This is a genomic window from Pandoraea commovens (assembly GCF_902459615.1).
Classification (GTDB): domain Bacteria; phylum Pseudomonadota; class Gammaproteobacteria; order Burkholderiales; family Burkholderiaceae; genus Pandoraea; species Pandoraea commovens.
The window spans coordinates 152,783-174,325 of sequence record NZ_CABPSA010000007.1 but is presented as its reverse complement, the minus strand read 5'-3'; the positions used below and the strand labels follow the sequence as shown (position 1 = coordinate 174,325).

Sequence of the window (21,543 nt, the reverse complement as noted above, 5' to 3'; positions counted from 1 at the left end):
GCTTGTCTGAATAGGTTGGATTCGGGGGTAGGCCGTAGTGTAGTGCACGTGACGCACACCCGGCCCCTGTATACTGCTGCGATTTTGTAAATTCACTGTTCACTGCGCATTCTCTGGGCTGATCGACGGACTTTCTCCGCAATTGGTTCCTGATTCCCGCCAATGTTTAACCTTTCGTTACGTGTTGATGGGGGGCAGCGGGCTATGCGTCGGACGTCACAGTGAGACTTCCACTTTCTTCCGGAACCGCTTCATGCTGACTTCGCTCGTCGTGCGCATCGTCCGTTTTTCGGCGAAGCACGCGTACCCGGTCATCTTCGCTTCGCTGCTGCTTGTGGTGGCCAGTTGTGTGTACGTCGCCAAGCATTTCGCGATCAACACCGACGTCTCCAGCCTGATCGACCTGAATACCCCGGCCGCCGAACGCGGTCGCGAAATCGACCGTGCGTTCCCGCAGAAGACCGATCTGACGCTGGCCGTCGTGCAGGCACCCGCCGCCGAGTTCGCCGACAAGGCTGCGGCTGAGCTGGCGGCCAAGCTGGAAAGCGAGACGGACGTGTTCCGCGCGGTGAGTCGTCCCGGCGCGGGCGACTTCTTCGCGCACAACGCATTGCTATTCGCGTCGACGGACGACGTTAAGTCGCTCACCGGCAAGCTTGAAGACGCCAAACCGTTGCTCAACCGTCTCGCGCAAGATCCGAGCCTCGCCGGTCTGTCGAACCTGCTGTCGGTGACGTTGCAGACGCCGTTGCTAACCGGTCAGGTGAAGCTCTCCGATATGTCGCGCCTGCTGGGCAACGCGGCAGATGCCTCGGAGGCTGTGCTCGCGAATCGTCCGGCCGCAATGTCGTGGCGTGCGCTGGTCGCGCCCGATACCGTCGCACGCAGCTACGTGCAGGTGCAGCCCGTGCTGGATTACGGCGCGCTCGAAGCAGGTGCCAACGCGGCCACGCGTATTCGCGACGCTGTAGCCGACCTGAAGCTTGCGCAGCGCTACGGCGCGACGGTGCGCCTCACCGGCCCGCGTCCGCTGTCGGACGAGGAGTTCGCGTCTGTGCGTCAGGACGCAGGGCCGAACGCCGTCATCACGCTGCTCGCCGTGCTCGTGGTGCTGTGGCTGGCCGTGCGCTCGGGCAAGATGATTCTTGCGGTCTTCATCACTTTGCTCGCGGGGCTGGCCGTCACGTTTGCGCTCGGTCTGATGATGGTCGGCGCGCTCAACATGATTTCCGTGGCGTTCGCGGTGCTGTTCGTCGGCATCGGTGTGGACTTCGGCATTCAGTTCGGCGTGCGTTATCGGGAAGAGCGACATCGTCTGGAGCATGACGATGGCAAATCGGGCGACGACGTACTGCGCGGCGCTCTGGCGGGCGCAGGCAAGCAGATTGCGATGCCGCTCACGCTGGCCGCAGCAGCTACGGCGGCCAGCTTCTTCTCGTTCCTGCCGACCGATTATCGCGGCGTGTCCGAACTGGGCCTGATCGCGGGTGTCGGCATTCTGTGCGTCGCCTTCCCGTCGGCGATTACGCTGCTGCCTGCGCTCATCAGCGTATTCAAGCCCAAGGGAGAACCGAGCCCGCCCGGGTTCCGCAGCCTCGGGCCGGTCGACGATTTCACCGAGAAGCACCGCAAGCCGTTGCTGTACGGCACGCTCGCGCTGGTCATTGCCGGGCTGCCGTTGCTCGCGCATCTGCACTTCGATTTCAACCCGCTGCATCTGAAAGACCCGCATACGGAGTCGATGGCGACGCTCATCGATCTGTCGAATTCGCCGGAAGCGGGGGTCAACGATGTGCAGTTGCTCGCGCTGAATCTCGCGGATGCCGATGCCGAAGCCGCGAAGCTGCGCGCCGTGCCGGAGATCGGCCGCGTGGTGACGCTGACCACGTTCTTGCCGTCCGACCAACCCGCCAAGCTGGCGATGATCGGAACGGCTGCGACATCGCTGCTGCCGGTACTCACGCAAACGCCGCTGGCCGCTGTGCCGGATGCAACGCGCGTCTCGGCGCTCAAGACGGCCGCTGGCCAGCTTGAAGACGCCGCGCTCGATTACCCGGGCGAGGGCGCGAAGCAAGCGCAGCGTCTGGCGGCGGCGTTGCGCAAGCTCGCAGCGGCCGATCCTGCCACGCGTGACCGTACCGACCGTGCGATTGCCGACCCGCTGAAACTGGCGCTCGGTCAACTGCGAGACGCGTTGCAGCCCCATTCTGTGACGCGTGAATCGTTGCCGAAGGACATCGCGTCGCAGTGGGTGGCCGCTGACGGGCGTGCCCTCGTCAACATCTCGCCGCGCGTGGAGAAGGGCGCGGACCCGAGCGACGACGTGATGCTGCGCAAATTCACCGAGGCCGTGCTGCGCACGACGCCGGACGCCGTCGGCGGTCCGATCTCGATTCTGCGCTCGGCCAACACGATCATTCGTGCGTTCATCGAGGCGGGAGCGTGGGCCTTGCTGTCGATCACGATTCTGCTGTGGCTGGCGCTGCGCAACTTCGGCGACGTGCTGCGCACGCTGGTCCCGCTGCTGGTCTCGGCGGCCGTGACGCTTGAAGTGACGGTGCTGATCGGGTTGCCGCTGAACTTCGCGAACATCATTGCGCTGCCGTTGCTGCTGGGCGTGGGGGTAGCGTTCAAGATCTACTACGTGATCGCGTGGCGTCACGGACAGTACCGCTTGCTGGCGTCGGGTCTGACGCAGGCGATCGTGCTGTCTGCGGCGACCACGGGCATCGCGTTCGGCAGTCTCTGGCTGTCGCATCACCCCGGCACGTCGAGTATGGGCAAGCTCCTGGCGCTGTCGCTCGTGTGTACGCTCATCGGCGCGGTGTTCTTCCAGCCGGTGCTGATGGGCAAGCCACGCGGGAAGGCTGTACCGCCGAAGCAGTCCTGACCACACGGAAGCTGCAAGGCAATGAAAAACGGCGCCGAGAGGTGCCGTTTTTTCTTAGGTGCGACGAATGCGCGGTCGATGCTCGTGTACGCCGTCAAATGCGCACTACACCGCCTCGACCGACCCACCGAGGCGCTCAGCCATTGCGCGGCGAATCGAGGCCGTGATGCCCGGCACATCGAGGCCGACGGAGGCCAGTTGTTGCGCAGGCGTGCCCTGATCGATGTACGTGTCGGGCAGCCCCAGTTGAAGCACAGGGACTAACACACCGTTAGCGCCCAGCGCTTCCACACAGGCCGTGCCTGCACCGCCCATCACCGATGCTTCTTCGAGCGTCACCACGAGGTCGTGCGTGCGCGCCATCTCAAGTACCGTCGCTTCGTCCAGCGGTTTGACGAAGCGCATGTTGACCACGCTCGCGTCGAAGGCTTCCGCCACTTGTTCGGCCAGCGCGACCATCGACCCAAAGGCCAGAATCGCAACCCGCTTGCCTGCGGGGGCAGCGCTTTGACGACGCACCTGTGCACGGCCGACTGGCAGCGTCGACAAACCCGCTTCGGTCTTCACACCGGGGCCGGTGCCGCGCGGATAGCGCACCGCGCTCGGTCCATCGATTCCAAGTGCCGTGTGCAACATCTGACGGCATTCGTTCTCGTCGGCCGGGGCCATCACGACCATATTCGGAATGCAGCGCAGATAGGCGATGTCGTACGCACCCGCGTGGGTCGCCCCGTCCGCACCGACCAGACCGCCACGGTCGATTGCGAAAAGGACCGGCAGATTCTGCAAGGCGACGTCGTGGATCAACTGGTCGTAGCCGCGCTGCAGGAACGTCGAGTAGATCGCGACGACCGGCCGCAGACCTTCCGTCGCCAGCCCGCCCGCGAACGTGACGGCGTGCTGCTCGGCAATGCCGACGTCGTAATAGCGCTCGGGAAAGCGCTTCTCGAACTCCACAAGGCCGGAGCCTTCGCGCATGGCCGGTGTCACGCCGACAACGCGCTTGTCTGCCGCAGCCGCATCGCACAGCCATTCCCCGAACACCTGCGTGTAGGTCTTGGCCGAAACGGAGCCCGGTGCGGCCGGACGAATGCCTTCGCTCGGATTGAACTTGCCCGGTCCGTGGTATAGCACGGGATCGGCCTCGGCCAGCTTGTAGCCACGGCCCTTGCGCGTGACCACATGCAGGAACTGCGGCCCCTTGAGGGCTTTGATGTTCTCGAGCGCCGGGATCAGCGCGTCGAGATCGTGGCCGTCGATGGGACCGAGATAGTTGAAGCCGAATTCCTCGAACATCGTGCCCGTGGGCGAGACGATGGCCTTGGCATGTTCTTCGAGCTTGTGCGCGAGTTCGCGCATCGGCGCGGGCGCGTTGCGCAGCAGATTGCGCACGCTTTCCTTGCCCGCCGAGTAAAACTGACCGGACATCAGACGCGTGAGGTACTGATTGAGCGCGCCGACAGGTGGCGAGATCGACATATCGTTGTCGTTGAGTACGACGAGAAACGGCAGATCGTCGTAGACACCGGCATTGTTCAGCGCTTCGAACGCCTCGCCCGCCGTCATCGCGCCATCGCCGATCACGGCAATGGCGTGACGCTTTTCACCCTTGACCTTGCTGGCCAGCGCCATGCCCAGCGCTGCCGAAATCGACGTGCTCGAATGCGCCGTACCGAACGTGTCGTACGGCGATTCGTCGCGTTTCGGAAAGCCCGACAGCCCTTGCCACTGACGCAGCGTCGGCATGGCTTCGCGCCGACCCGTCAGGATCTTGTGCGGGTAGGTCTGATGACCCACGTCCCACACAATCCGGTCGTTCGGCGTGTCGAAGACATAGTGCAGGGCGATCGTCAGCTCGACGGTGCCCAGATTCGACGATAAGTGCCCGCCGGTGCGTGAGACGTTCTCGAGCACGCAGGCGCGCAGTTCGTCGGCCACGCGGCGCAATTCGGGACGCGAGAGCGCGCGCAGTTCGGCAGGGGAGTGGAGGCTGGCTAGCAAATCTGTCATGGCTGAACGTCCGTCCCCGGCTTACTTCACCAGTCGGGCGAAGGAGGCCAGCAGGCGATCGATGTCGGCCGTTGTAAGGTTGCCCATCGTCGAGATACGGAACAGTTCCTTCGACAGACCGCCCTGACCAGCGTAGATGACGAAGCCGTCGGCCTTGAGCCAGTCGTGCAGACGCGGATAGTCGACGCCGGCAGGCAGCTTGTAGGCACGCAGCACCACCGACGATTCGCCCGGCGGCAGTACGCTGTCGATCCCCAGCGCGGCCAGACCGGCGCGCGCTTGCTCGGCGAGCGCACCGTAGTGCGCGTGACGCTTTTCCCAGCCGCCCGCATCGTCCAGTTCGCGCAGTGCTTCGACGAGCGCGTAGTAAGCCTGCACGGACGGCGTGAACGGCGTGTTGCGCTCGGCTTGCAGCTTAGCGAGGCGCGCGATGTCCAGATAGTAGGTGCGGGCGAACGCCTTCGCGAGGGCTGTCTTGCGCACGAGCACGAACGACACGCCCGGCACGCCGTGCACGCACTTGTTGGCGGTTGCGGCTACAGCCACGATGGCCGAGTCGTTGAAGTCGATGGCTTCGGCGGCGAAGCTGCTCACGCCATCGACCAGCAGGTCGATACCGCGCTCACGGCACACACGCGAGATGCCCGTCAGATCGTTCAGACGGCCGGTGGTCGTTTCGTGGTGAATGATCGCCACATTCGTGTACGGACGCTCGCCTGCGGCGTCCAGCTTGGCGACGATCTGCGCCAGATCCGGCGCCTGCATCCATTCGAAATGGATGACGTCGTGATCGATGCGATATTGCTTCGCGATCTGCGAGATGCGCTCGCCGTACACGCCGTTCTCGACGATCAGCAGGCGACCGCCTTCCGGCACGAGGCCAGCCGTCATGCTCTCGACGGCAGCCGTGCCCGAACCGGTCATCAGCACCGGCGTCCACACGGCTGGGTCGAGGCCGTACACGGCCGTCAGACGCGCGCGGGCTTCGTCCTGCAAGTCGAAGAATTCAGGCTCGCGGTGGCACAGATCGGGTTGCAGAAGACTTTTGCGAACACGCTCGGTCAGGGTAACGGGGCCCGGATTCAGTAACAGCATGGCGAAGCTTCCTCGGCAGATATCGTAAAGGGGGATCGCTCAGGCCGAAGCCTGTGCGCGTTGTGCAATATGGTCCATCAGTCGCGACTTCACGGCTTCCGGCGTCACCTTCGGGCGCGGCAGACCGTCCGGCGTGCCGGGGCGCGTCGTCAGACACGCGAAGCGCGGGCCGTCGTTCAGGCTGTGGCTGCGACCGTCGAACAACTGCTCGATGACGTCGAGCGTATCGCCTTCGAGCGCCAGCGCGTAGCCGCTGGCGGCGGCGACACCGGCGAACGACACCGTCGGCGAGACCGTCGCCTGCGCGCCGGTCGAGTCGTGGGAGGCGTTATCGAGCAGCAAATGGATGAGGTTCGACGGGCCGTAAGCGCCCAGCGTCGCAAACGCGCCCATGCGCATAAGCGCCGCGCCGTCGCCATCGAGCGCGACCACGCGCAGGTCCGGACGCGCGAGCGCAAGACCCAGCGCCAGCGTCGTCACGCATCCCATCGAACCGACCATGTAGAGCTGGTTGGCACGGTCGTCGAGGGCGTAGAGTTCGCGTCCGCAGAAGCCGGTCGACGCCAGCACCACAGTGCCTTCGAGCGGCGTATGCGCGATGACACGGGCGAGGGCGTCGCGACGCGTCGGCATGTCCGACGGCGCAACACCGCGCATGACCGACACCGGTGCCGGTTGTGCCGGACGTGCGGGACGCTCCGACGGTTGCAGCGGGAACGGCGCCACGCTGCCCTTTTGCATCACCAGTGCGTAGGGGCGGCCGGTCTCGTCCATATGACGCACCGCGCGCTCCAGCGCCGGTGCAATCGCATCGGGCTCGGTCGGGAACAACTCCCAGGGCACTTCCATCAGGTCGAGCATGGCGGGCGTGATCGGACCCATGAGCGCGTGTTGCGGCTCGTCGGTAATGCCCGGCTGGCCACGCCACGTCACGATCAGCAACTGCGGCAGACGGAACGTCCACGTGAGCGACGTGAGCGGGCTGACCGCGTTGCCGAGGCCCGAGTTTTGCATCATGGTGACGGAGCGCGCGCCACGGCCTTCACCGAGCGTCGCGCCTGCCGCGATGGCGACTGCGTCGCCCTCGTTGGCTGCCGACAGATAGTGCAATGTCGGGTCTTGCAGCACGTAGTTGATGAACGGCGTGAGGAACGAACACGGCACGCCGGTGTACCACGTGAAGCCGTGCTTGCGCGCAGCTTCGACGAACTGACCTGCCTCAATCACCTTGCGTCTCCGGAGCGGTGCCGCTGAACGGCGTCTGACCATGGGCGAAATCGGCCGCGCGGCGGAATTCTTCCATGTCGTTCACACCGCGCCAGTGGCCGTGCACGTATTGCACTTCGATCCTGGCACCATCGGCGGCCAGCGCGTTGATCAGTTCGGGCATGCCGAGCTGGTCGAAGTCGGCACGCGCCTGAAGCGCGGCGAAAACGCGTTGGAGTTGCGTGCGGCCTTCGTCGCCACGCACACCGAGCAGACCGATCCAGCGGCCGTTTGGCGTGCGGCCCGCGTCCGAGGCGTCGCCGCTGATCTTTTCGAGCAGCGCTTGCTGACCGAACAGACCACGGTCGTCGCCTGCCGAGCAATACGCGAAGTCGCTCACGCTGGCGTTCGCCGCGTTGGCGGTGACCGCCGCCGTGGAGTCGACCACGACGGTAAAGTCGGCGTCGCTCTCGACCAGATCGCGCACGATATAGCTGCGGAACAGCAGGTCGCCGTACGACACTACGGTGTCTTGCGTGAAGGCATTGGCAACGCGTGCGAGCGAGGCCAGTTCGCCCGTTTCGGCGTGACGTTCGTTGACGGCGAGCGTGATCCCGGCGGTGTCGATCGCGTCGGCACGATAGCCGCCCACGACCGTAATGTCGTTCACGTTCTGCTTCTTGAAGCCGTCGACCAGCCAGCGCAGCAGCGGCTTGCCCGCGACCGGCAGCATGACCTTCGGACGGTCGGTCGTCACGCTCTCCAGGTTCTTGCCACGGCTGGCGGCCAGCACGATGGCCGAGCGCGGTGCATTGGCGGCGGACAGGTAGCGGTCTTCGGCCTGCGTGTACTCGTCGGCGTCTTGCAGACGGAAGATCTCGTCCACGGTGGCTACGCGGTCTTCCACGTTGATGAGCGTTTCGTTGCGATGGATCTCGGCGGCCACCGACTGCATGGCCGAGGTGGCGGCGCGCAGCAGATGGTTCGCCCAGATCACGAGGCTGATCCCGGCTTCGCGGAACACGTCGGTGGGCGTGCTGTAGTACTTCGTCGGCACGATCACCAGCGGGCAGCGGTTGCCCCACTCACGCGCGAATTGCACGATTTCATCGGCACGCTTGAGCTTGCTGTGGATCAGGATGGCGTCCGCTCCGGCCTGATGATAGGCCTCGGCACGACGCAGGGCTTCTTCCATACCCCAGCCGGCGATCAGCGCTTCGACACGGGCGACGATGGAGAAATCGTCATCGGCCTGCGAGTCCTTACCGGCCTTGATCTTGCCGCAGAACTCGTCGATGTCGGCCAGCGGTTGACGTTCGCCACCGATGAAGCTGTTGGTCTTCGGGAAGACCTTGTCTTCGATGCACACGCCAGCGATGCCACGTTGTTCGAGCTTGCGCACGAGACGTCGCATGTTGTTGAAGTTGCCGTAGCCGGTGTCGCCGTCGAGCAGGATCGGCAAGTCGCTGGCGTCGGCCATGAATTCGAGGTTGTCGACAACCTGGGTCCAGCTGGCTTCGTTGTTGTCGCGAACGCCGAACTGCGCCGAAATGGTCAGCCCGGACGCCCAGATGCCCTTGAAACCGGCTTCGCGCACGATACGCGCGGAAATGCCGTTGTGGGCTTCCATCAGGAATTCGAGCTGATTGCTGAGCAGCATGGCGCGCAGTTGCGCTGCACGCGTAGCCGTCGGCGGGAGGGTAAATGCGTCGGGAGCGTTCATTCGGACACCATCGTGAGCGGTTCGAGTTGCGGCAGCACCTGATCGGCGGCGCGCTTCACATCTTCAGGGTAGTCGATTTCGATCCACGGGAAGCCCGTGACGTCGGCGGTTTCGAATTGCGCGCCGCGCTCGAGCAGCAGATCGCGCACGGCTTCTTCGTGCGGCATCTTGGCGCGGCCCGATTCGACGTAATCGCGCGTGATTTCCGCCAGACGCGTTGCCGTCGCTTCGTTGAAACGGAAGAAACCGACGGACTCGCCGACGGTGTCGTATTCGAGGCCGACCATGACCTGCTTGCGCAGCTCGACGGGCACGCCGTCGCGCAGGCACAGCTTGACCGGCTCGTCGCCGACTTCGAAGTCACGGTCGATGAGCAGACGGTTGGCGGTCTTGCCCGCCACGAGGGCGTTGAAAATGCGCTGGTCGTAGAGCACGTCTGCATCCATGACGAGCACGTCGCCACCGGCGGTCATGGCTTCAGCCGTGGTATGCAGCGTGAGCACGCTACCCAGATTGAATTCCGGGTTGAGGTAAATCTTGGGACGCGGCGTCCAGTTCAGACGCTCCAGTTCCTCGCTCACTTGCTCGTGATGGAACCCGAGCGCGAGCACGACGTCCGTGATGCCGGCCGCTGCCAGCATGCGAAGGTGGCGCTCCAGCAGCGACATGCCGTCGAACTTCAGCAGGCACTTGGGCGACTGCTTGTCTTCGGGCTGGAGCAAACGCAGGCCCATGCCTGCTGCGAGAATGATGGCCCGCATGGTCGATATCCTTCTTTAGAGCGGTGCAGTATCCGTGGCAGTGGGCAGCGGCACGCTTTGTTGCGCAGCGCGCTGACGGCGCCAGCCACGTTCGGAGAAATGCAGATAGACGAGGCCCGGTACGCCGAGCAGTAGCTCGCGCGTCCGTTTGGCCAGCGACAGGGCCAGCGCGGCGTCGGCCGGCAGACCCACGAGCGGGGCGAGCAGCAGGTAACCGCCTTCCTGCACGCCGAGCGAACCCGGCACGAAGAAGGCAGCACCGCGAATCGCCTGCCCGAGACTTTCAAGCAACAGCGCGTCGACCCAGCTCACCGGATGCCCGATGAATTGCAGGATCAGCCAGACTTCGACGGTGCCGACGATCCAGCCCACGAGGCTGAGCAGAAAACTGGCGAGCACCTGACGGCGATGGCCGTACATGCGCTGCACGATTTCGTCGACGGCATCCGCACGGTCGAGCAACGACGACCAGTCGCGCTTGGACGACATCTTCGAGAGCATGCGGAACGCCCAGCCGAAGATGCCACGACGCTGCGCGACATAGAACGCGTAGAGGAGGGCGGAGACGAGCGCCGTGGCGAGCAACATCGGCAGCCATAGGCTGTCGCTGGTGCCCTGCGTCGCGCTGATGCCGAACACGGCCAGTCCCAGCAGGGCGAACACGATTTGCGCCACGGCTTGCAGCGTGGTGCTGACGGTAATGGCGGCGGCCGCTTCGCGACCGGCCATGCCGCGTTGTTTCATTTGACGCACCATCGCGATCGGGCCACCGATCTGCCCGGCGGGCAGCAGGCTGTTCACCGATTCGCCAACCCAGCGCGTGAGCGTGGCGCGGCCGAGCGTGCACGACTTCGACACCAGCACCTGAATGGCGGCGGCGTCGAGCACCAGCGGCACGAGGTGGAAGGCGGCGATGGGCAGCAGGCCCCAACCGGCGGCGCCCAGCGTGGACATCACCGATCCCGTACCCTGCCAGATCAGCAGGGCGACGAAAAGGGCGAAACCGAGGGTGAGTGAGACGATGGCGGTCCGGTTCATTTAGCGTTTCGTCCGTCCAAAAATCTGACGAAACACTTGCCGGAAACCGAAGTAGGCAACAGCGTCCTTCATATTGGAGATGAAGCGCTGCCAGGTGCCCATGCGCGGGTCGGTCACATACTCGAACGTGAGCGAAATGCGCTCCTCGTTATCGCCGAGCGGCGTGATCCGGTGATGCAGCTTGTCCCCGTCGAAGAACACCAGCGCGCCCGGCGGATACGCCACAGCGCCGTCGACTTGCGTCGCGCCGGGATTACGCGTGTGCAGCCGGTATTCGAGCTTGCAGCTCGATTGGTCGACCACGCCGAGCAGCAGCGTGTACCGGCGCCCCTTGTAGTACGAGGTGTCATAGTGCCAGCCGATGTGGTCGCCCGGACGCGTGTAGTAATACAGCGCATACGCATGCGGATCTTCCTGCGGCGACGGCAGCAGCTTCTCACCGGCCAGACGCTCAAGGAAACCGATCAGCGCAGGCGAGCGGTACAGCTCGGCCACGAACGGGGCCAGCTCGTCGAGCGTATGACGGCTCACGCTGCCCCCCTGCTTGTGACCGGGCAGATAGTTACGATTCACGCTCGGCGTGACGGCGCGCGCGGCGGCGATCAACTGCTCCGTGACCGACTGCGGCAGGAACTTCTCCATATAGACGAAGGCGTCCTGCGACTTGAACTCACGCGTGACGCCGTCGAAGTCCACGGCATCGAGGGCGCGTTCGATCTCGGCGTCTGCGGCGAACGCGGCGGGCGCCATCGGAGCGACCGGTGCGACCGGTGCCATCGGTGCGGCCGGGGCGGCTGCTGCGTTGACTGATTCGTCAGCCTTCACCGGCAGCGGACGGCGCATCACGCGCACGTAATCGGCCACGACCAGCAGTGCGAAGAGCGGTGCGCCGATGGCGGCGGCGATCAGGAAGCCGCGCGTGCCATCGAACAGCGTGACGAGTGGCATCAGATACAGCACGTCTTCGGTTTCGAAGCCTCCGACGGAGGCCTGCTTGGTCCCCGCCTTGCCCACACGCTCCTCAATGCGCATGCGCAGGAAGAAGATCAGGGCGACGGCGAAGCCAGCGATCCAGCCGAGCGCAGAGGCCGACAGCGGGACGGGCAGCGGGAAGTGACCCGGGGCCATCGCGTCGACACCCATGCCGATGCCACCGAACAACAGCACCGTGACGAAAGCGTCCGAAGCGAGGTCGTAAAAGTGACCGATCCGGCTCGTCTTGCCGCTGATACGGGCAAGCTCACCATCCGTGTGGTCGATGAAGTTCGAGAGCACAAGCAGCAGTGCGCCGAGATTGGCCATCGCATAGCCGCCCTTGGCGAACGCCCAGGCACAAGCGAGCCCCACGATCAGGCGAACCGTCGTGAGGTGATTCGGCGTCACGGCTGTATCCGCGAGCGGCGTGACCATCCAGCGTGCGAGGCGGGCGTCGTATTGACGCGGGCGCGGCGGCACGGGACGTGCGGTTTTACTTGTGGCCGACGCAGCAGCAGGCGCCGAAATGATTTTCGGTATCGTTTCCATGAGGGGGGAATATATACCCATAAAGCGGTAATGTGCAGTGCACTTAAAACACCTGTACTTACCGCGACAACCTTGGCGATTCAGGGCATTGACGCGCGATAACCGTTGCGCTGCACTGCGGGCTGAGTGTTCCGAAGGGTCTGCAAATACCCCTAATTACTACGTTAGGCGATAGGCGTTCCGAGTTCGCGATTATATTCCGCAATACTCTATTTCGCTTTAGAGCCACCCGGCGTCTATTTGACGCACCAGATTGCGCCGGATCGCCGTAATCCCGACCGTTTTGCCTTGAAAAACGACTTTTGGTCGGTATAGCGGCATTCAGGCGATACGCGGATAATGGCAATCCCGTCGCTTTTTTTGCGGTGTCTTCCGACCGCACTTCTCCCAATGTCCCAAACGATTGCCATTCTTACCGGTGCTTCCCGTGGTCTCGGCGCGTCGCTTGCGCGCGGTTTGCTCGCGCCCGGCACCCAACTTGTGACGCTGGCACGTCGCACGGACGACGAACTCGCCGCGCTGGCCAGCGAAAAGGGCGTCAAGCTCGAACAGATCGCTGTCGATCTCGCCGACACCACCGCTGCAACCCAGACGGCCGAGCGCGTCTTCGCCTCGCTGCCGCGCGACGCCGGACGGTATCTGCTAATTAATAACGCCGGTACGGTGCACCCCGTCGCCAACTCGGCGGCGCTGAACGATCCGGCGGCCATCGGCGCGGCGTTCGCGCTGAACGTGACGTCGGTCATGTTGCTGACGTCGCGCTTTCTCGCGACCACGCAAGGGCTGACGGCTAAGCGCCAGATCGTGAACATCTCGTCGGGCGCGGGCCGCAATCCGAATGCCGGGTGGGCCGTCTACTGTTCGACGAAGGCCGCGCTAGATATGTATACGCGCGTGGTCAATGCCGAGCATCGCGAGCACGGCGTCCAGGCGATTTCGCTGGCGCCGGGTGTGGTCGACACCGGTATGCAGGAGACGATTCGCAGCAGCAGCATCGAAAGCTTCCCGGCGTTGGCACGTTTTCAGGATCTCAAGGTGAGCGGCAAGCTGTCGTCGCCGGAAGACGTCGCCCGTCGCATTCTGGCGCTGACCGAGCGCGACGACTTCGGTCAGACGGAAATCGACGACATCCGCAACTACGCTTAAAAAAAAACACCGGTCAGCGATTCAGCTGGCCGGTGTCGTTTCGGCGCGCGATGCGCACGATGCATTACGCCGATTACGCCGGGGGCAGGCTATTGCTCCGTACTGGTGATGAAGACGCTGCCGTTGCGCTCAGGCGCATAGAGAATCAGCGTGGGCGCGTGAATGTCGAAGGCGCGCTCGCAGGCTTCGCTGAACGAATCGAACTGCACGGCCCACGCGCCATTGCGCACATAGCAGTGCGTGACGGTATCGGTGCGCCGGTCGAATTCCTGCCCGAGAAACACGCCCTGCGTGTAGCACCAGACGACGAACCCGTGAAAGTCCGCCTGCTCCGGCGCGCGAAAGACACGCCAGCGGGCGTCGTCCCGTCCGGCCTGACGCGCCGTCGCGCCCGCCGCCCAACGTTCGAAACCGTCGTGTCGTTTGCGTTGCTCCATGTCGTCGTACCCCCTATGGGTGAACCGCCCTCCGGGTGCCGACATTCGACATCCCCGGGCGCGTTTTCATAGTCGGAATTTGTTCCCGGCATTTCTATCAGGCAATTCCGAAAGACGGCAGGGAATTTCTCCAAAGGGACGAACAGAGCTACGCAACTAACGTTTGTCATGTGGGCTTAGGGCCGCGCAACCGGCGCGATCTCAGTCGTCCAGATTTTCGTGGACGGCCGCGTCGCCGCGCCGCCAGTAGGCCGCTGCCTTCACCCATTTCGGGTTGAGCCCGCGCGCTTCGACCAGATGACGGCGTACCGCTTTCGCCACGCCTGCTTCGGCCGCCACCCACACATGCAGATCGCCTGGGGGCAGGCTGGCGACCTCAAGGGCGTCGATCAGTGCCGTGCTCTGACCGGCAGCGGCACCCTCGCGATAGATCCATTCCACGACCACGTCGGCTTCGCTCGTGAAGCGCAGGCGGTCGGCCGGGCCGTCGATTTCCGCGAAGACGAAAACCATAGCGCCAGCGGGCAACTCGGCCAGACGCCGCGAGATCGCGGGCAGCGCCGTGTCGTCGCCAATCAGCACGTAACCGTCGAAGTTCATCGGAATGACGAACGAGCCACGCGGGCCGCCGACACCGAGCTTGTCGCCCGGTTTGGCGGAGCGCGCCCATTGCGTGGCCGGGCCCGATTCGTGCATCGCAAAATCGATCACGAGCGTTTTCGACGCTGCGTCGTACTGACGCGGCGTGTAATCGCGCATGAGACGCGGGGCGTCGCCCGGCGCGGGCTTCGCCATGCCTTCGGGGCCGATCTGCGGCACGGCCAGTTCGCCGGTTTCCGGGTTCGGGAAGAATAGTTTGACGTGATCGTCGAAGCCGGGGCTGTTGAAGCCTTCCAGATCGTCGCCACCGAGCGTCACGCGCACCATGTGCGGCGTGAGTGCTTCTACGCTGCGCACTTCCAGCAGACGGAATCGGAGTTCATGGCGCACGCGCTGCGGCGTGCGATCAAGGGTGACGTTCGGTGCAGCGTTGTCTTGCATCAGAGTCGCTCCAGTTGTTGTGCAGCCGCGTCGAGAATCGCGGCAAACGCGTTGGCCTGCTCGGTCGTGAGCGGCTCGGCGCCCAGACGCAAATGCACGGCATATTTGAAGTTGTGCAGCGCGCGCATGACTTGCGGGGGCATGTCCTCAGAGCGCTCGCGACGGGTGGCCAGGCGTGCCAGCAGTTCGGTGACGGAGTCCTCGTTCTCGGCCAGATATTCGCGGCCGGTGTCGGTGATCTCATATGACTTGCGCTGACTGTCGCCGGTGTTTTCCTGCACCCGGATGTAGCCCATTTCCTCGAGCAGCGTGAGCGTCGGGTAGACCACGCCAGCGCTCGGGCTGTAGGTGCCGTTCACGCTTTCTTCGATGGCTTTGATCAGCTCGTAGCCGTGACGCGGTTGCTGCGAAATCAGGTGTAGCAGCACGAGACGCAGACCGCCGTGGCTGAAGAGACGACCACCGCCACGCCCCCCACGACCGCCGCGCTCCGAGCGCTCGCCACGACCTTCGCCCTCGCGACCGCCAAATCCGTCACCACCGCCGCGCCGTCCATGACGCCCACCGCGTCGTTCGTCGCCAAAATCCATTCTGTCCAGGTCCATTGGGCCTCGGCCCATGAAATCGCCACGTGATCCACGCATGGTGCGACTCCTTATCGATGTAGTTAAGACATGTTTACGATATATCTAAATTGCATCTAAAGCAAAACTATTTTTGCGGAGATGGGCTGGTGAATGCTCGAAAGCCTTGTGGAGTAATGGTTCTGGAGGTTTTTCGTCAGTGCGTTGCAAGACGGCACTGTCCGAAAACTATATCGAAATACCTATTTCGATAGTGGGGGCGGGCGGCGGAGGCGCATCGCCCGTCGCCGGGGAGATCCCGGACGATGGGCGATGAAAGCAGTGGCGGTGGAGTGTGCGGAGGGGGACTTACTGCAAGGGCGGCAGATCCGTCTGAAGCCACTTTCGATAGAGCTTGTTCAGTTCGCCGTTGGCGGTGTTGCGCGTGACGAAGTCGTTGACGCTGGCGAGCAGTTCCGGCTGATTCGGACGCAGTGCGATGCCCATCGCCTGTTGCAGCAAATTAAACTTCGGCTCGAACTGGTCCGGCGCACGCGTATTGATAACGTTTGCGACCGTCACCGAACAGCCGATGGCATCGACCTGACCGGAGAGCAGGGCTTGCATGGCAGCAGCGTCATCGTCGAAGCGACGGATCTCGGTGCCCGGCGGCGCTGTCTTCGTGACGGCAGTGTCTTGCGTACTCGCGCGCGCCACGCTCACTCGCAGCCCTTTCAGATCGGCGGCGGACTTGATCGACGTGCCTTTCTTGCCCAGCAGCAGGATCGTCGCGGCCGCGTACGGCTTCGAGAACTGCACCTGTTTGGCGCGCTCGGGCGTGATCGCGAGCGATGCGACGAGCACGTCCACTTTTCCCGAGAGCAGATACGGAATCCGGTTGGGCCCGGTCACCGGCACGATGTTCACCTTCACGCCGAGATCGTGGGCGAGCAACTTGGCGACGTCGGCGTCGTAGCCATCGGGCTGCGCCTGCGCGTTGGTCGTGCCATAAGGCGGAAAGTCGATCAGCATGCCGACGTTGATCGAGCCTTTCTTCTTGATGTCGGCCACGGTTTGCGCGTGCGCAGGTGTCACGAAAAACGAGGCGGTGCCCGTGAGCAGACTGCCGAGCGTGCCGCCCAGCGAGCCGACAAAACCGGCAGGCATTGCAGCAACGCCGAGTGTGGTGAGGAAATTGCGGCGCGACGTAACACCCGGAGAGTCGGGAGCATTGTAAGAATTCGGGTGATCGGCCGGATGCGATGAACGCGATACCGACGGCCTGGGACTTGTCGGGTGACGCGAAAACTTGCGGGTCATAAACGGATCTCCTGAGTTCGCGAAGACGTTGTCAGCGAGCGAGGGGCGTGCAGTGCCGTGCCATGTCGCGACGCGTCGTGTCCCGAGCGATGTTAGCGGTCGGTTCCGGATGCGTCCACTCAGCAAAAACCCCAGAGAAAACCCTTCGTGCGAGAGGGCCGATGCATGCCGCGCGCATTGTTGAGGATGACGAAGTCAGTCGTCGGGGGAAAAAAAAAACGGTGCCGAAGTATCGGCACCGTCTTCCGGGACTACTGTCAGATCCTGTCGATTCGCGCGGCCGTGAAGCTCATGGCAACGCGATGGCAAGATTTACTGAGCGGCGTCCTTCACCTTCTTCAGCGGGCGAACCTTCACGCGCACCGAAGCCGGCTTTGCCGGGAACCAACGCTCTTCACCCGTGAACGGGTCCTTGCCGAAACGCTTCGCCTTGGCAGCGATTTGTTGCGACGTGACCTTGAACAGGCCGTGCAGCGTGAATTCGCCTGCGCCCTTCTTGTGCAGAGCGCTGACGATCGTGGTTTCGAGAGCGGCGAGCACAGCCTTGACGTCCTTGACGGCGACAGCCGAGGTTTCGGCGATGTGTGCTGCGAGCTGGGTCTTGTTGAGTGCTTCCTTGATCGGCGAAACCTTAGCGGCTGCCTTCGGAGCAGCCTTCGGGGCTGCCTTCGGTGCTGCTGCCTTTTTCGCTGCCGGAGCCTTCTTTGCTACCGGAGCAGCTTTCTTCGCCACAGGGGCCTTCTTTGCTGCTGCTTTCTTTGCCGTTGCCATATCGATCCAATCGATGAGAATAAGAAAGTGCCGTCGGAGAACGGCCACCCGAATGATACGTCTTGCTGCGCCGACGATTCTACCTAAGAAATCGCTTTGTGCGAGTAGTGCGCGCATTATGTTGCGCGCTTGCCGCACAAGGCTGAGCGGCGAAAATCGCGACTTTTCGATTCGCTGCTTTCACGTGCCGGGAATTTCTTCTCGCGACGGCGAATCGGTTGTCCGGTTTTCACCCGTCTTTCAGCGCATTTTTCGACGCGAATTTTTACGTGATTTTTGCGCGGCGTCTGCCGGGCGATTCGATGCAAACGCCGCTTCGCGCGAAGTCTCAATCGTCCCGAAACCCTCAGAAACGCTGCATTTCGCAGGTCTCGCAACGTCCGTCGTCGTTGCACCAGGCGTCGGTGAGTGTGTTGCCGTCGGGGCCGAAAGTGATGTCGTGCTTCGCGCCGTAACTGCCTGCGAGTTGAAGACGATCGCCCGCGAGCGTGCCCTGCACCGTGGTGTGAACATTGGGTTCGACGTCGTCGACGCTGCCGGTCACTTGCGAACCGTTAAGTGCAAGCGCCATCAGTCGCGTCATCGGCTTGCCGAAAAGTCCCCACCACGGCGGCGCGTTCGTGCACAGACCGCGCCAGCGTCCCGAGGGATTTACCAGGCGCAACGGCGCTGGTGCACTGGTTTGCACGATGGCGGTGCCTGGCGACATTGGTGGAATGGGTGGCGTCACGAGCGTCGTGCCCGCAGGTGCGGGGGCGTTGATCGCTGCCACATCGCGGGCGACTTCCGGAGATTCGGACGCGCCTCCAGCGTTCACGGCGTTCAGTCCTGCGGTGTCGCCGATGGTGCTCGGCAGCGGCGTGTCCTTCGGTGCCGTCGCCGCGATGCTCGCGTTTTGCGCTGCGGTCGCCGGCGGCGCATAGGTGCTCACTGCCGGTGCTGCGGGGGCCGAAGTTGCCGGGGCGGCTGGCGCGGGCGCAACACTGAAGGTGCCCGATGCACCGTCGACGCGTGCCATGTCGGCGCTCAGGCCGTCGTTCGGCACGGGCGCTGCGGCGGCCGCACACACGTGGCACGACATGTGCGAAAGACTGTTGCGGGTCAGCGGACGCGTGCCGTACAGACGCTGACTTCCTTGCGTGCCGTCACGCAGGATCGTGACGTAAGGCGTGTCGTCGAGCTGGTAATCGACCTTGGCGCAGGAGGGGGCATCCGTCATCAGCGTGACGTCGGCGGAAAACACGCCGTTGAGGGCACGTGTCGGAAGTACCGATACCGACGCCGAACAGTCGGCGATGATCTGCGCGCAGTTACACGCGGCGACCGGCGCACGCGCGGTGCCAGCGGTCTGTGCCTGAGCGTGACCGGCCGCGCCGAGTGCGCCCGCAACGAGCCAACCCGTCGCTAATCCCAAAAACTTGAAACCCCGCATGTTGTTTCCCCAATGTCGCGGCATATCCTATGCTGCGGATAGTCAATCAAAAGACGTCGGCTGACAATAGCCGAAAGCGGCGAAAAACAAGGAAGAAATGGCCCTGTTCGACGGATGACGAGGGGCCGCGCAACATTGTGGCGTCACGCAAAATTCGGATTCCTCTCGTATCGCGGCATCGATAGTGCGGTCTACACTGCGCAGACCGGCCCCCTTCATGGCGTTTTCAACGTGCTCTGCCGTTGTCCACTGGAGACCCTGCATGCCTGTCGACCGCACGCGCGACCCCGGCGATTCCGCTCACGCTTCTGAGCCCGCTTCTGAGTCCGCTTCTGAGCCCGCCTCTGAGTCTGCTTCCGTTCCCGCTCCCTGCACGTCTTCACCTACTTCCGGTTCTGCTTTCTCTGTTTCTTCCTCTGCGTCCCCCATGCCTTCCGCGAATCGTGTGCTCGCGATGCTCGCAGCGCTCTTCTTCGCAATGGGGCTCATTACGTCGCTGAACGATATTCTGGTGCCGCATTTCAAGGCGGCCTTCGATCTGACGTACCGCGATGCGGCGCTCATCCAATCGAGCTTCTTTGCTGCGTACTTCGTGGTGTCTTACCCGGCAGGGCAATACACCGCCCGCGTGGGCTACCGGCGCGCATTGGCTACGTCGCTCTGGCTGGCGGGCCTCGGCTGCGCCCTGTTTTTCCCGGCGACGGCGCTCGTCTCTTACCCGTGCTTTCTCGCGGCGCTCTTCGTGCTCGCGAGCGGCATCACGTTGCTTCAGGTCGCCGTGAACGCCTACGTCGAGACACTCGGCTCGCGTGGCGAAGCGGCCAGCCGTCTCACACTGGTACAGGCGTTCAACTCGCTCGGTACGACCGTCGGCCCCCCGCTTGCGGCGCTCTGGATACTCGCGCCACAGGCTTCCGGGATGACCGGTCACGCGGTAGGCAGCGTACGCGGCCCGTATGGCTTGCTCGCGACAGTGCTGGCGCTCGGCGGCGTTGTGCTGTGGCGTCTGACGTTGCCGGAGCAGCGCGCGGACACCGCGGCATCGCCCGGTTTGCTCGGTAACGTTCGCAGCCTGTTATCGCACCGTCCTTTGCGTTACGGCATCGTGGCGCTATTTCTTTATGTCGGCGCGGAAGTGAGTATCGGAAGTTTTCTGATCGTCTATCTGACGCACACGGGCACGGGCATCGACGATCACGCGCATGCGAGCCGCTATCTGGCTTTCTATTGGGGCGGGGCGATGGTGGGCCGCTTCGCAGGTGCGTGGCTGCTGCGCAAGGTGTCGCCGGGCAAGCTGCTCGGTCTGTGCGCGCTCTACAACCTGATGTTGATCCTCGCGTCGCTGACGTTGCCCGGCGCGATTGCCATGTGGTTGCTGCTGGCATGCGGTCTGGGCAACGCCATCATGTTCCCGACGATCTTCTCGTTATCGGTTGGCGGGCTTGGCGCGCGTGTGAGCGAAGGCGGTGGCCTGATTTGTATGGCCATTGTGGGCGGCGCGATCCTGCCTTATCTGCAAGGAGCGCTGGCCGATGGCATTGGGATCGTGCTGTCGTTTCTGGTGCCTGCGCTGGCGTACTGCTACATCGCAGGCTTCGGGGCATGGTGCGCACGCACCATGCCGGAGATGGACGCATCGGGAGATGAGGCGACTGAAAATCAGCCTGGCTTGCCGAACGTGTAGCGTCCGAAAATGAACAGCACGTTGCCGTTGCCCTTACCGCCGGGAACGTAGGCGGTGGCGACGGCGGCGCGTCCGATGCCCACTTCGGCCAACGGCAGCGCAGCCGGGAAGGGGACGCCGCCGAGCGTGTCGGAGCGCGACATCAGGAAGACGGTGTAGCCCAGACCGAATCGCACAGGCCCCGCGTTCGCGACGTTCCAGATCCGGCCATAGCCTGCCATCGGCGACCAGTCGTTGTGCGAGTCCTTGAAGGCCATCGCATACAGCATGCGCGAGCCGTTCTTGCCGTCGGAGAGTACGCGTCCGTAGCCCAGACCCCACGGATTCTCGTTGTACTGCGCGATCTTTTCGCTCGTGTACGCGAACCGCAGATGATGGGTGTGCAGCGGCACGTAAAGCTCGCTCGCCCCTTCGGTGGCGATTTCCCGAAACTCATCGGCAATGGCGCCCGTCCACGTCGAGACGACGCCGGGGGAATCATCGGCATGCGCGACAAGCGGTGTGAACGACGTAACGGCGCAGGCGATGCTGAGCGACGTCATCGAAAAGACGCGGGCACAACGAGACGCCTGCGACGCATGCGACGGCTGCGAGCCGGGCGAACCAAGCAGTGATCGAAGACGCGAACTCAGGCTGAGTGCGCGGCGGTGAAACGTCCGGGGAAGTGGGGCAAGCGGTGCGAGTGAAATCGATGGCGCGAGCCGCCCGGTGACTTGGGGGGTCGTAGTCATGGTTGAGTGAGCGTGTTGCGAAAAAACGTGCCGGTCGCGAGCGTCGGCGTCGAGCGAGAGTCTGGGGCGGCCGCGAATCTAAGTTGGAAGTCGCGTGCTTAACCGGAGCGCGGAGCGCGAATCCGGTGTTCCCTGGAAACTGTTCTCTAGACCGGGCTGAAAACGCGAAAG

17 protein-coding genes and 1 pseudogene are annotated in these 21,543 nt (G+C 63.7%); 3 read left to right on the top strand and 15 right to left on the bottom strand.

What is annotated here, in order from left to right:
• Positions 1–253: 253 nt before the first annotated feature.
• The gene (gene hpnN, locus PCO31010_RS19510) at positions 254–2,890 is read left to right on the top strand and encodes a hopanoid transporter HpnN (protein WP_150665726.1); all 2,637 of its coding nucleotides are present in this window, start codon (positions 254–256) and stop codon (positions 2,888–2,890) included.
• A 105-nt stretch (positions 2,891–2,995) separates the two neighbouring features.
• Here the strand turns inward: hpnN and dxs are convergent, their stop codons facing one another.
• The 8 genes and pseudogenes from dxs to PCO31010_RS27135 form a co-directional block, all read right to left on the bottom strand.
• Positions 2,996–4,900, bottom strand: coding sequence for a 1-deoxy-D-xylulose-5-phosphate synthase (gene dxs, locus PCO31010_RS19505; RefSeq protein WP_150665725.1), 1,905 nt, complete (start codon positions 4,898–4,900; stop codon positions 2,996–2,998).
• 21 nt (positions 4,901–4,921) lie between these two features.
• The gene (locus PCO31010_RS19500; protein WP_150665724.1) at positions 4,922–5,995 is read right to left on the bottom strand and encodes a 2-aminoethylphosphonate aminotransferase; all 1,074 of its coding nucleotides are present in this window, start codon (positions 5,993–5,995) and stop codon (positions 4,922–4,924) included.
• A gap of 39 nt (positions 5,996–6,034) precedes the next feature.
• Complete coding sequence (aepY, locus tag PCO31010_RS19495; RefSeq protein WP_039399731.1) at positions 6,035–7,222, bottom strand: phosphonopyruvate decarboxylase; 1,188 nt, start codon at positions 7,220–7,222, stop codon at positions 6,035–6,037.
• Entirely contained in the window at positions 7,215–8,924 is a 1,710-nt protein-coding gene (aepX, locus tag PCO31010_RS19490) for a phosphoenolpyruvate mutase (protein ID WP_150665723.1), read from the bottom strand. Before aepX ends, aepY begins: the two co-directional genes overlap by 8 nt.
• Positions 8,921–9,685: a phosphocholine cytidylyltransferase family protein gene (locus PCO31010_RS19485; RefSeq protein WP_039399729.1), complete on the bottom strand. Its 765-nt coding sequence runs from the start codon at positions 9,683–9,685 to the stop codon at positions 8,921–8,923. Before PCO31010_RS19485 ends, aepX begins: the two co-directional genes overlap by 4 nt.
• A 15-nt stretch (positions 9,686–9,700) precedes the next feature.
• Entirely contained in the window at positions 9,701–10,723 is a 1,023-nt protein-coding gene (locus tag PCO31010_RS19480; protein WP_150665722.1) for a flippase-like domain-containing protein, read from the bottom strand.
• Positions 10,724–11,566, bottom strand: coding sequence for a HalD/BesD family halogenase (locus tag PCO31010_RS26990; protein WP_425495024.1), 843 nt, complete (start codon positions 11,564–11,566; stop codon positions 10,724–10,726).
• Positions 11,546–12,133: pseudogene (locus tag PCO31010_RS27135) on the bottom strand (CDP-alcohol phosphatidyltransferase family protein); the annotation flags it as partial. The pseudogene PCO31010_RS27135 and the gene PCO31010_RS26990, both read right to left, overlap by 21 nt.
• Before the next feature lie 504 nt (positions 12,134–12,637).
• Between PCO31010_RS27135 and PCO31010_RS19470 the strand changes: the two are divergent.
• A complete protein-coding gene (locus PCO31010_RS19470) occupies positions 12,638–13,393 on the top strand; it encodes an SDR family oxidoreductase (protein WP_150665721.1) in 756 nt (251 codons plus the stop codon).
• Between the two features lie 89 nt (positions 13,394–13,482).
• Here the strand turns inward: PCO31010_RS19470 and PCO31010_RS19465 are convergent, their stop codons facing one another.
• The 6 genes from PCO31010_RS19465 to PCO31010_RS19440 form a co-directional block, all read right to left on the bottom strand.
• Positions 13,483–13,830, bottom strand: a complete 348-nt coding sequence (locus PCO31010_RS19465) for a hypothetical protein (RefSeq protein WP_150665720.1) — start codon at positions 13,828–13,830, stop codon at positions 13,483–13,485.
• 201 nt (positions 13,831–14,031) lie between these two features.
• Positions 14,032–14,871: a siderophore-interacting protein gene (locus PCO31010_RS19460; RefSeq protein WP_150665719.1), complete on the bottom strand. Its 840-nt coding sequence runs from the start codon at positions 14,869–14,871 to the stop codon at positions 14,032–14,034.
• The gene (locus PCO31010_RS19455) at positions 14,871–15,476 is read right to left on the bottom strand and encodes a PadR family transcriptional regulator (protein WP_246184690.1); all 606 of its coding nucleotides are present in this window, start codon (positions 15,474–15,476) and stop codon (positions 14,871–14,873) included. The genes PCO31010_RS19460 and PCO31010_RS19455 overlap by 1 nt, the downstream gene beginning before the upstream one ends.
• A 327-nt stretch (positions 15,477–15,803) precedes the next feature.
• Entirely contained in the window at positions 15,804–16,601 is a 798-nt protein-coding gene (locus PCO31010_RS19450; protein WP_150665872.1) for a transporter substrate-binding domain-containing protein, read from the bottom strand.
• A gap of 465 nt (positions 16,602–17,066) precedes the next feature.
• The gene (locus tag PCO31010_RS19445; RefSeq protein WP_150577330.1) at positions 17,067–17,525 is read right to left on the bottom strand and encodes an HU family DNA-binding protein; all 459 of its coding nucleotides are present in this window, start codon (positions 17,523–17,525) and stop codon (positions 17,067–17,069) included.
• Between the two features lie 346 nt (positions 17,526–17,871).
• Positions 17,872–18,957 carry a hypothetical protein gene (locus PCO31010_RS19440; protein ID WP_150665717.1) on the bottom strand — a complete coding sequence of 362 codons (1,086 nt, stop codon included), beginning with the start codon at positions 18,955–18,957 and terminating at the stop codon, positions 17,872–17,874.
• 427 nt (positions 18,958–19,384) lie between these two features.
• On the opposite strand from PCO31010_RS19440, the gene PCO31010_RS19435 reads away from it, so the two are divergent.
• Complete coding sequence (locus PCO31010_RS19435; RefSeq protein WP_150665716.1) at positions 19,385–20,641, top strand: sugar MFS transporter; 1,257 nt, start codon at positions 19,385–19,387, stop codon at positions 20,639–20,641.
• Here the strand turns inward: PCO31010_RS19435 and pagP are convergent.
• A complete protein-coding gene (gene pagP, locus PCO31010_RS19430; protein ID WP_174984961.1) occupies positions 20,617–21,183 on the bottom strand; it encodes a lipid IV(A) palmitoyltransferase PagP in 567 nt (188 codons plus the stop codon). The two genes, PCO31010_RS19435 and pagP, sit on opposite strands and share 25 nt — an antisense overlap.
• Positions 21,184–21,543 lie beyond the last annotated feature (360 nt).

Bases quoted from the DNA above. Each gene is read 5' to 3' on its own strand.
- hpnN (WP_150665726.1), top strand. From the start codon at position 254: ATGCTGACTTCGCTCGTCGTGCGCATCGTCCGTTTTTCGGCGAAGCAC.
- dxs (WP_150665725.1), bottom strand. From the start codon at position 4,900: ATGACAGATTTGCTAGCCAGCCTCCACTCCCCTGCCGAACTGCGCGCG.
- PCO31010_RS19500 (WP_150665724.1), bottom strand. From the start codon at position 5,995: ATGCTGTTACTGAATCCGGGCCCCGTTACCCTGACCGAGCGTGTTCGC.
- aepX (WP_150665723.1), bottom strand. From the start codon at position 8,924: ATGAACGCTCCCGACGCATTTACCCTCCCGCCGACGGCTACGCGTGCA.
- PCO31010_RS19485 (WP_039399729.1), bottom strand. From the start codon at position 9,685: ATGCGGGCCATCATTCTCGCAGCAGGCATGGGCCTGCGTTTGCTCCAG.
- PCO31010_RS19480 (WP_150665722.1), bottom strand. From the start codon at position 10,723: ATGAACCGGACCGCCATCGTCTCACTCACCCTCGGTTTCGCCCTTTTC.
- PCO31010_RS26990 (WP_425495024.1), bottom strand. From the start codon at position 11,566: ATGCGCCGTCCGCTGCCGGTGAAGGCTGACGAATCAGTCAACGCAGCA.
- PCO31010_RS19470 (WP_150665721.1), top strand. From the start codon at position 12,638: ATGTCCCAAACGATTGCCATTCTTACCGGTGCTTCCCGTGGTCTCGGC.
- PCO31010_RS19465 (WP_150665720.1), bottom strand. From the start codon at position 13,830: ATGGAGCAACGCAAACGACACGACGGTTTCGAACGTTGGGCGGCGGGC.
- PCO31010_RS19460 (WP_150665719.1), bottom strand. From the start codon at position 14,871: ATGCAAGACAACGCTGCACCGAACGTCACCCTTGATCGCACGCCGCAG.
- PCO31010_RS19455 (WP_246184690.1), bottom strand. From the start codon at position 15,476: ATGGACCTGGACAGAATGGATTTTGGCGACGAACGACGCGGTGGGCGT.
- PCO31010_RS19450 (WP_150665872.1), bottom strand. From the start codon at position 16,601: ATGCCTGCCGGTTTTGTCGGCTCGCTGGGCGGCACGCTCGGCAGTCTG.
- PCO31010_RS19445 (WP_150577330.1), bottom strand. From the start codon at position 17,525: ATGGCAACGGCAAAGAAAGCAGCAGCAAAGAAGGCCCCTGTGGCGAAG.
- PCO31010_RS19440 (WP_150665717.1), bottom strand. From the start codon at position 18,957: ATGCGGGGTTTCAAGTTTTTGGGATTAGCGACGGGTTGGCTCGTTGCG.
- PCO31010_RS19435 (WP_150665716.1), top strand. From the start codon at position 19,385: ATGCCTTCCGCGAATCGTGTGCTCGCGATGCTCGCAGCGCTCTTCTTC.
- pagP (WP_174984961.1), bottom strand. From the start codon at position 21,183: ATGACGTCGCTCAGCATCGCCTGCGCCGTTACGTCGTTCACACCGCTT.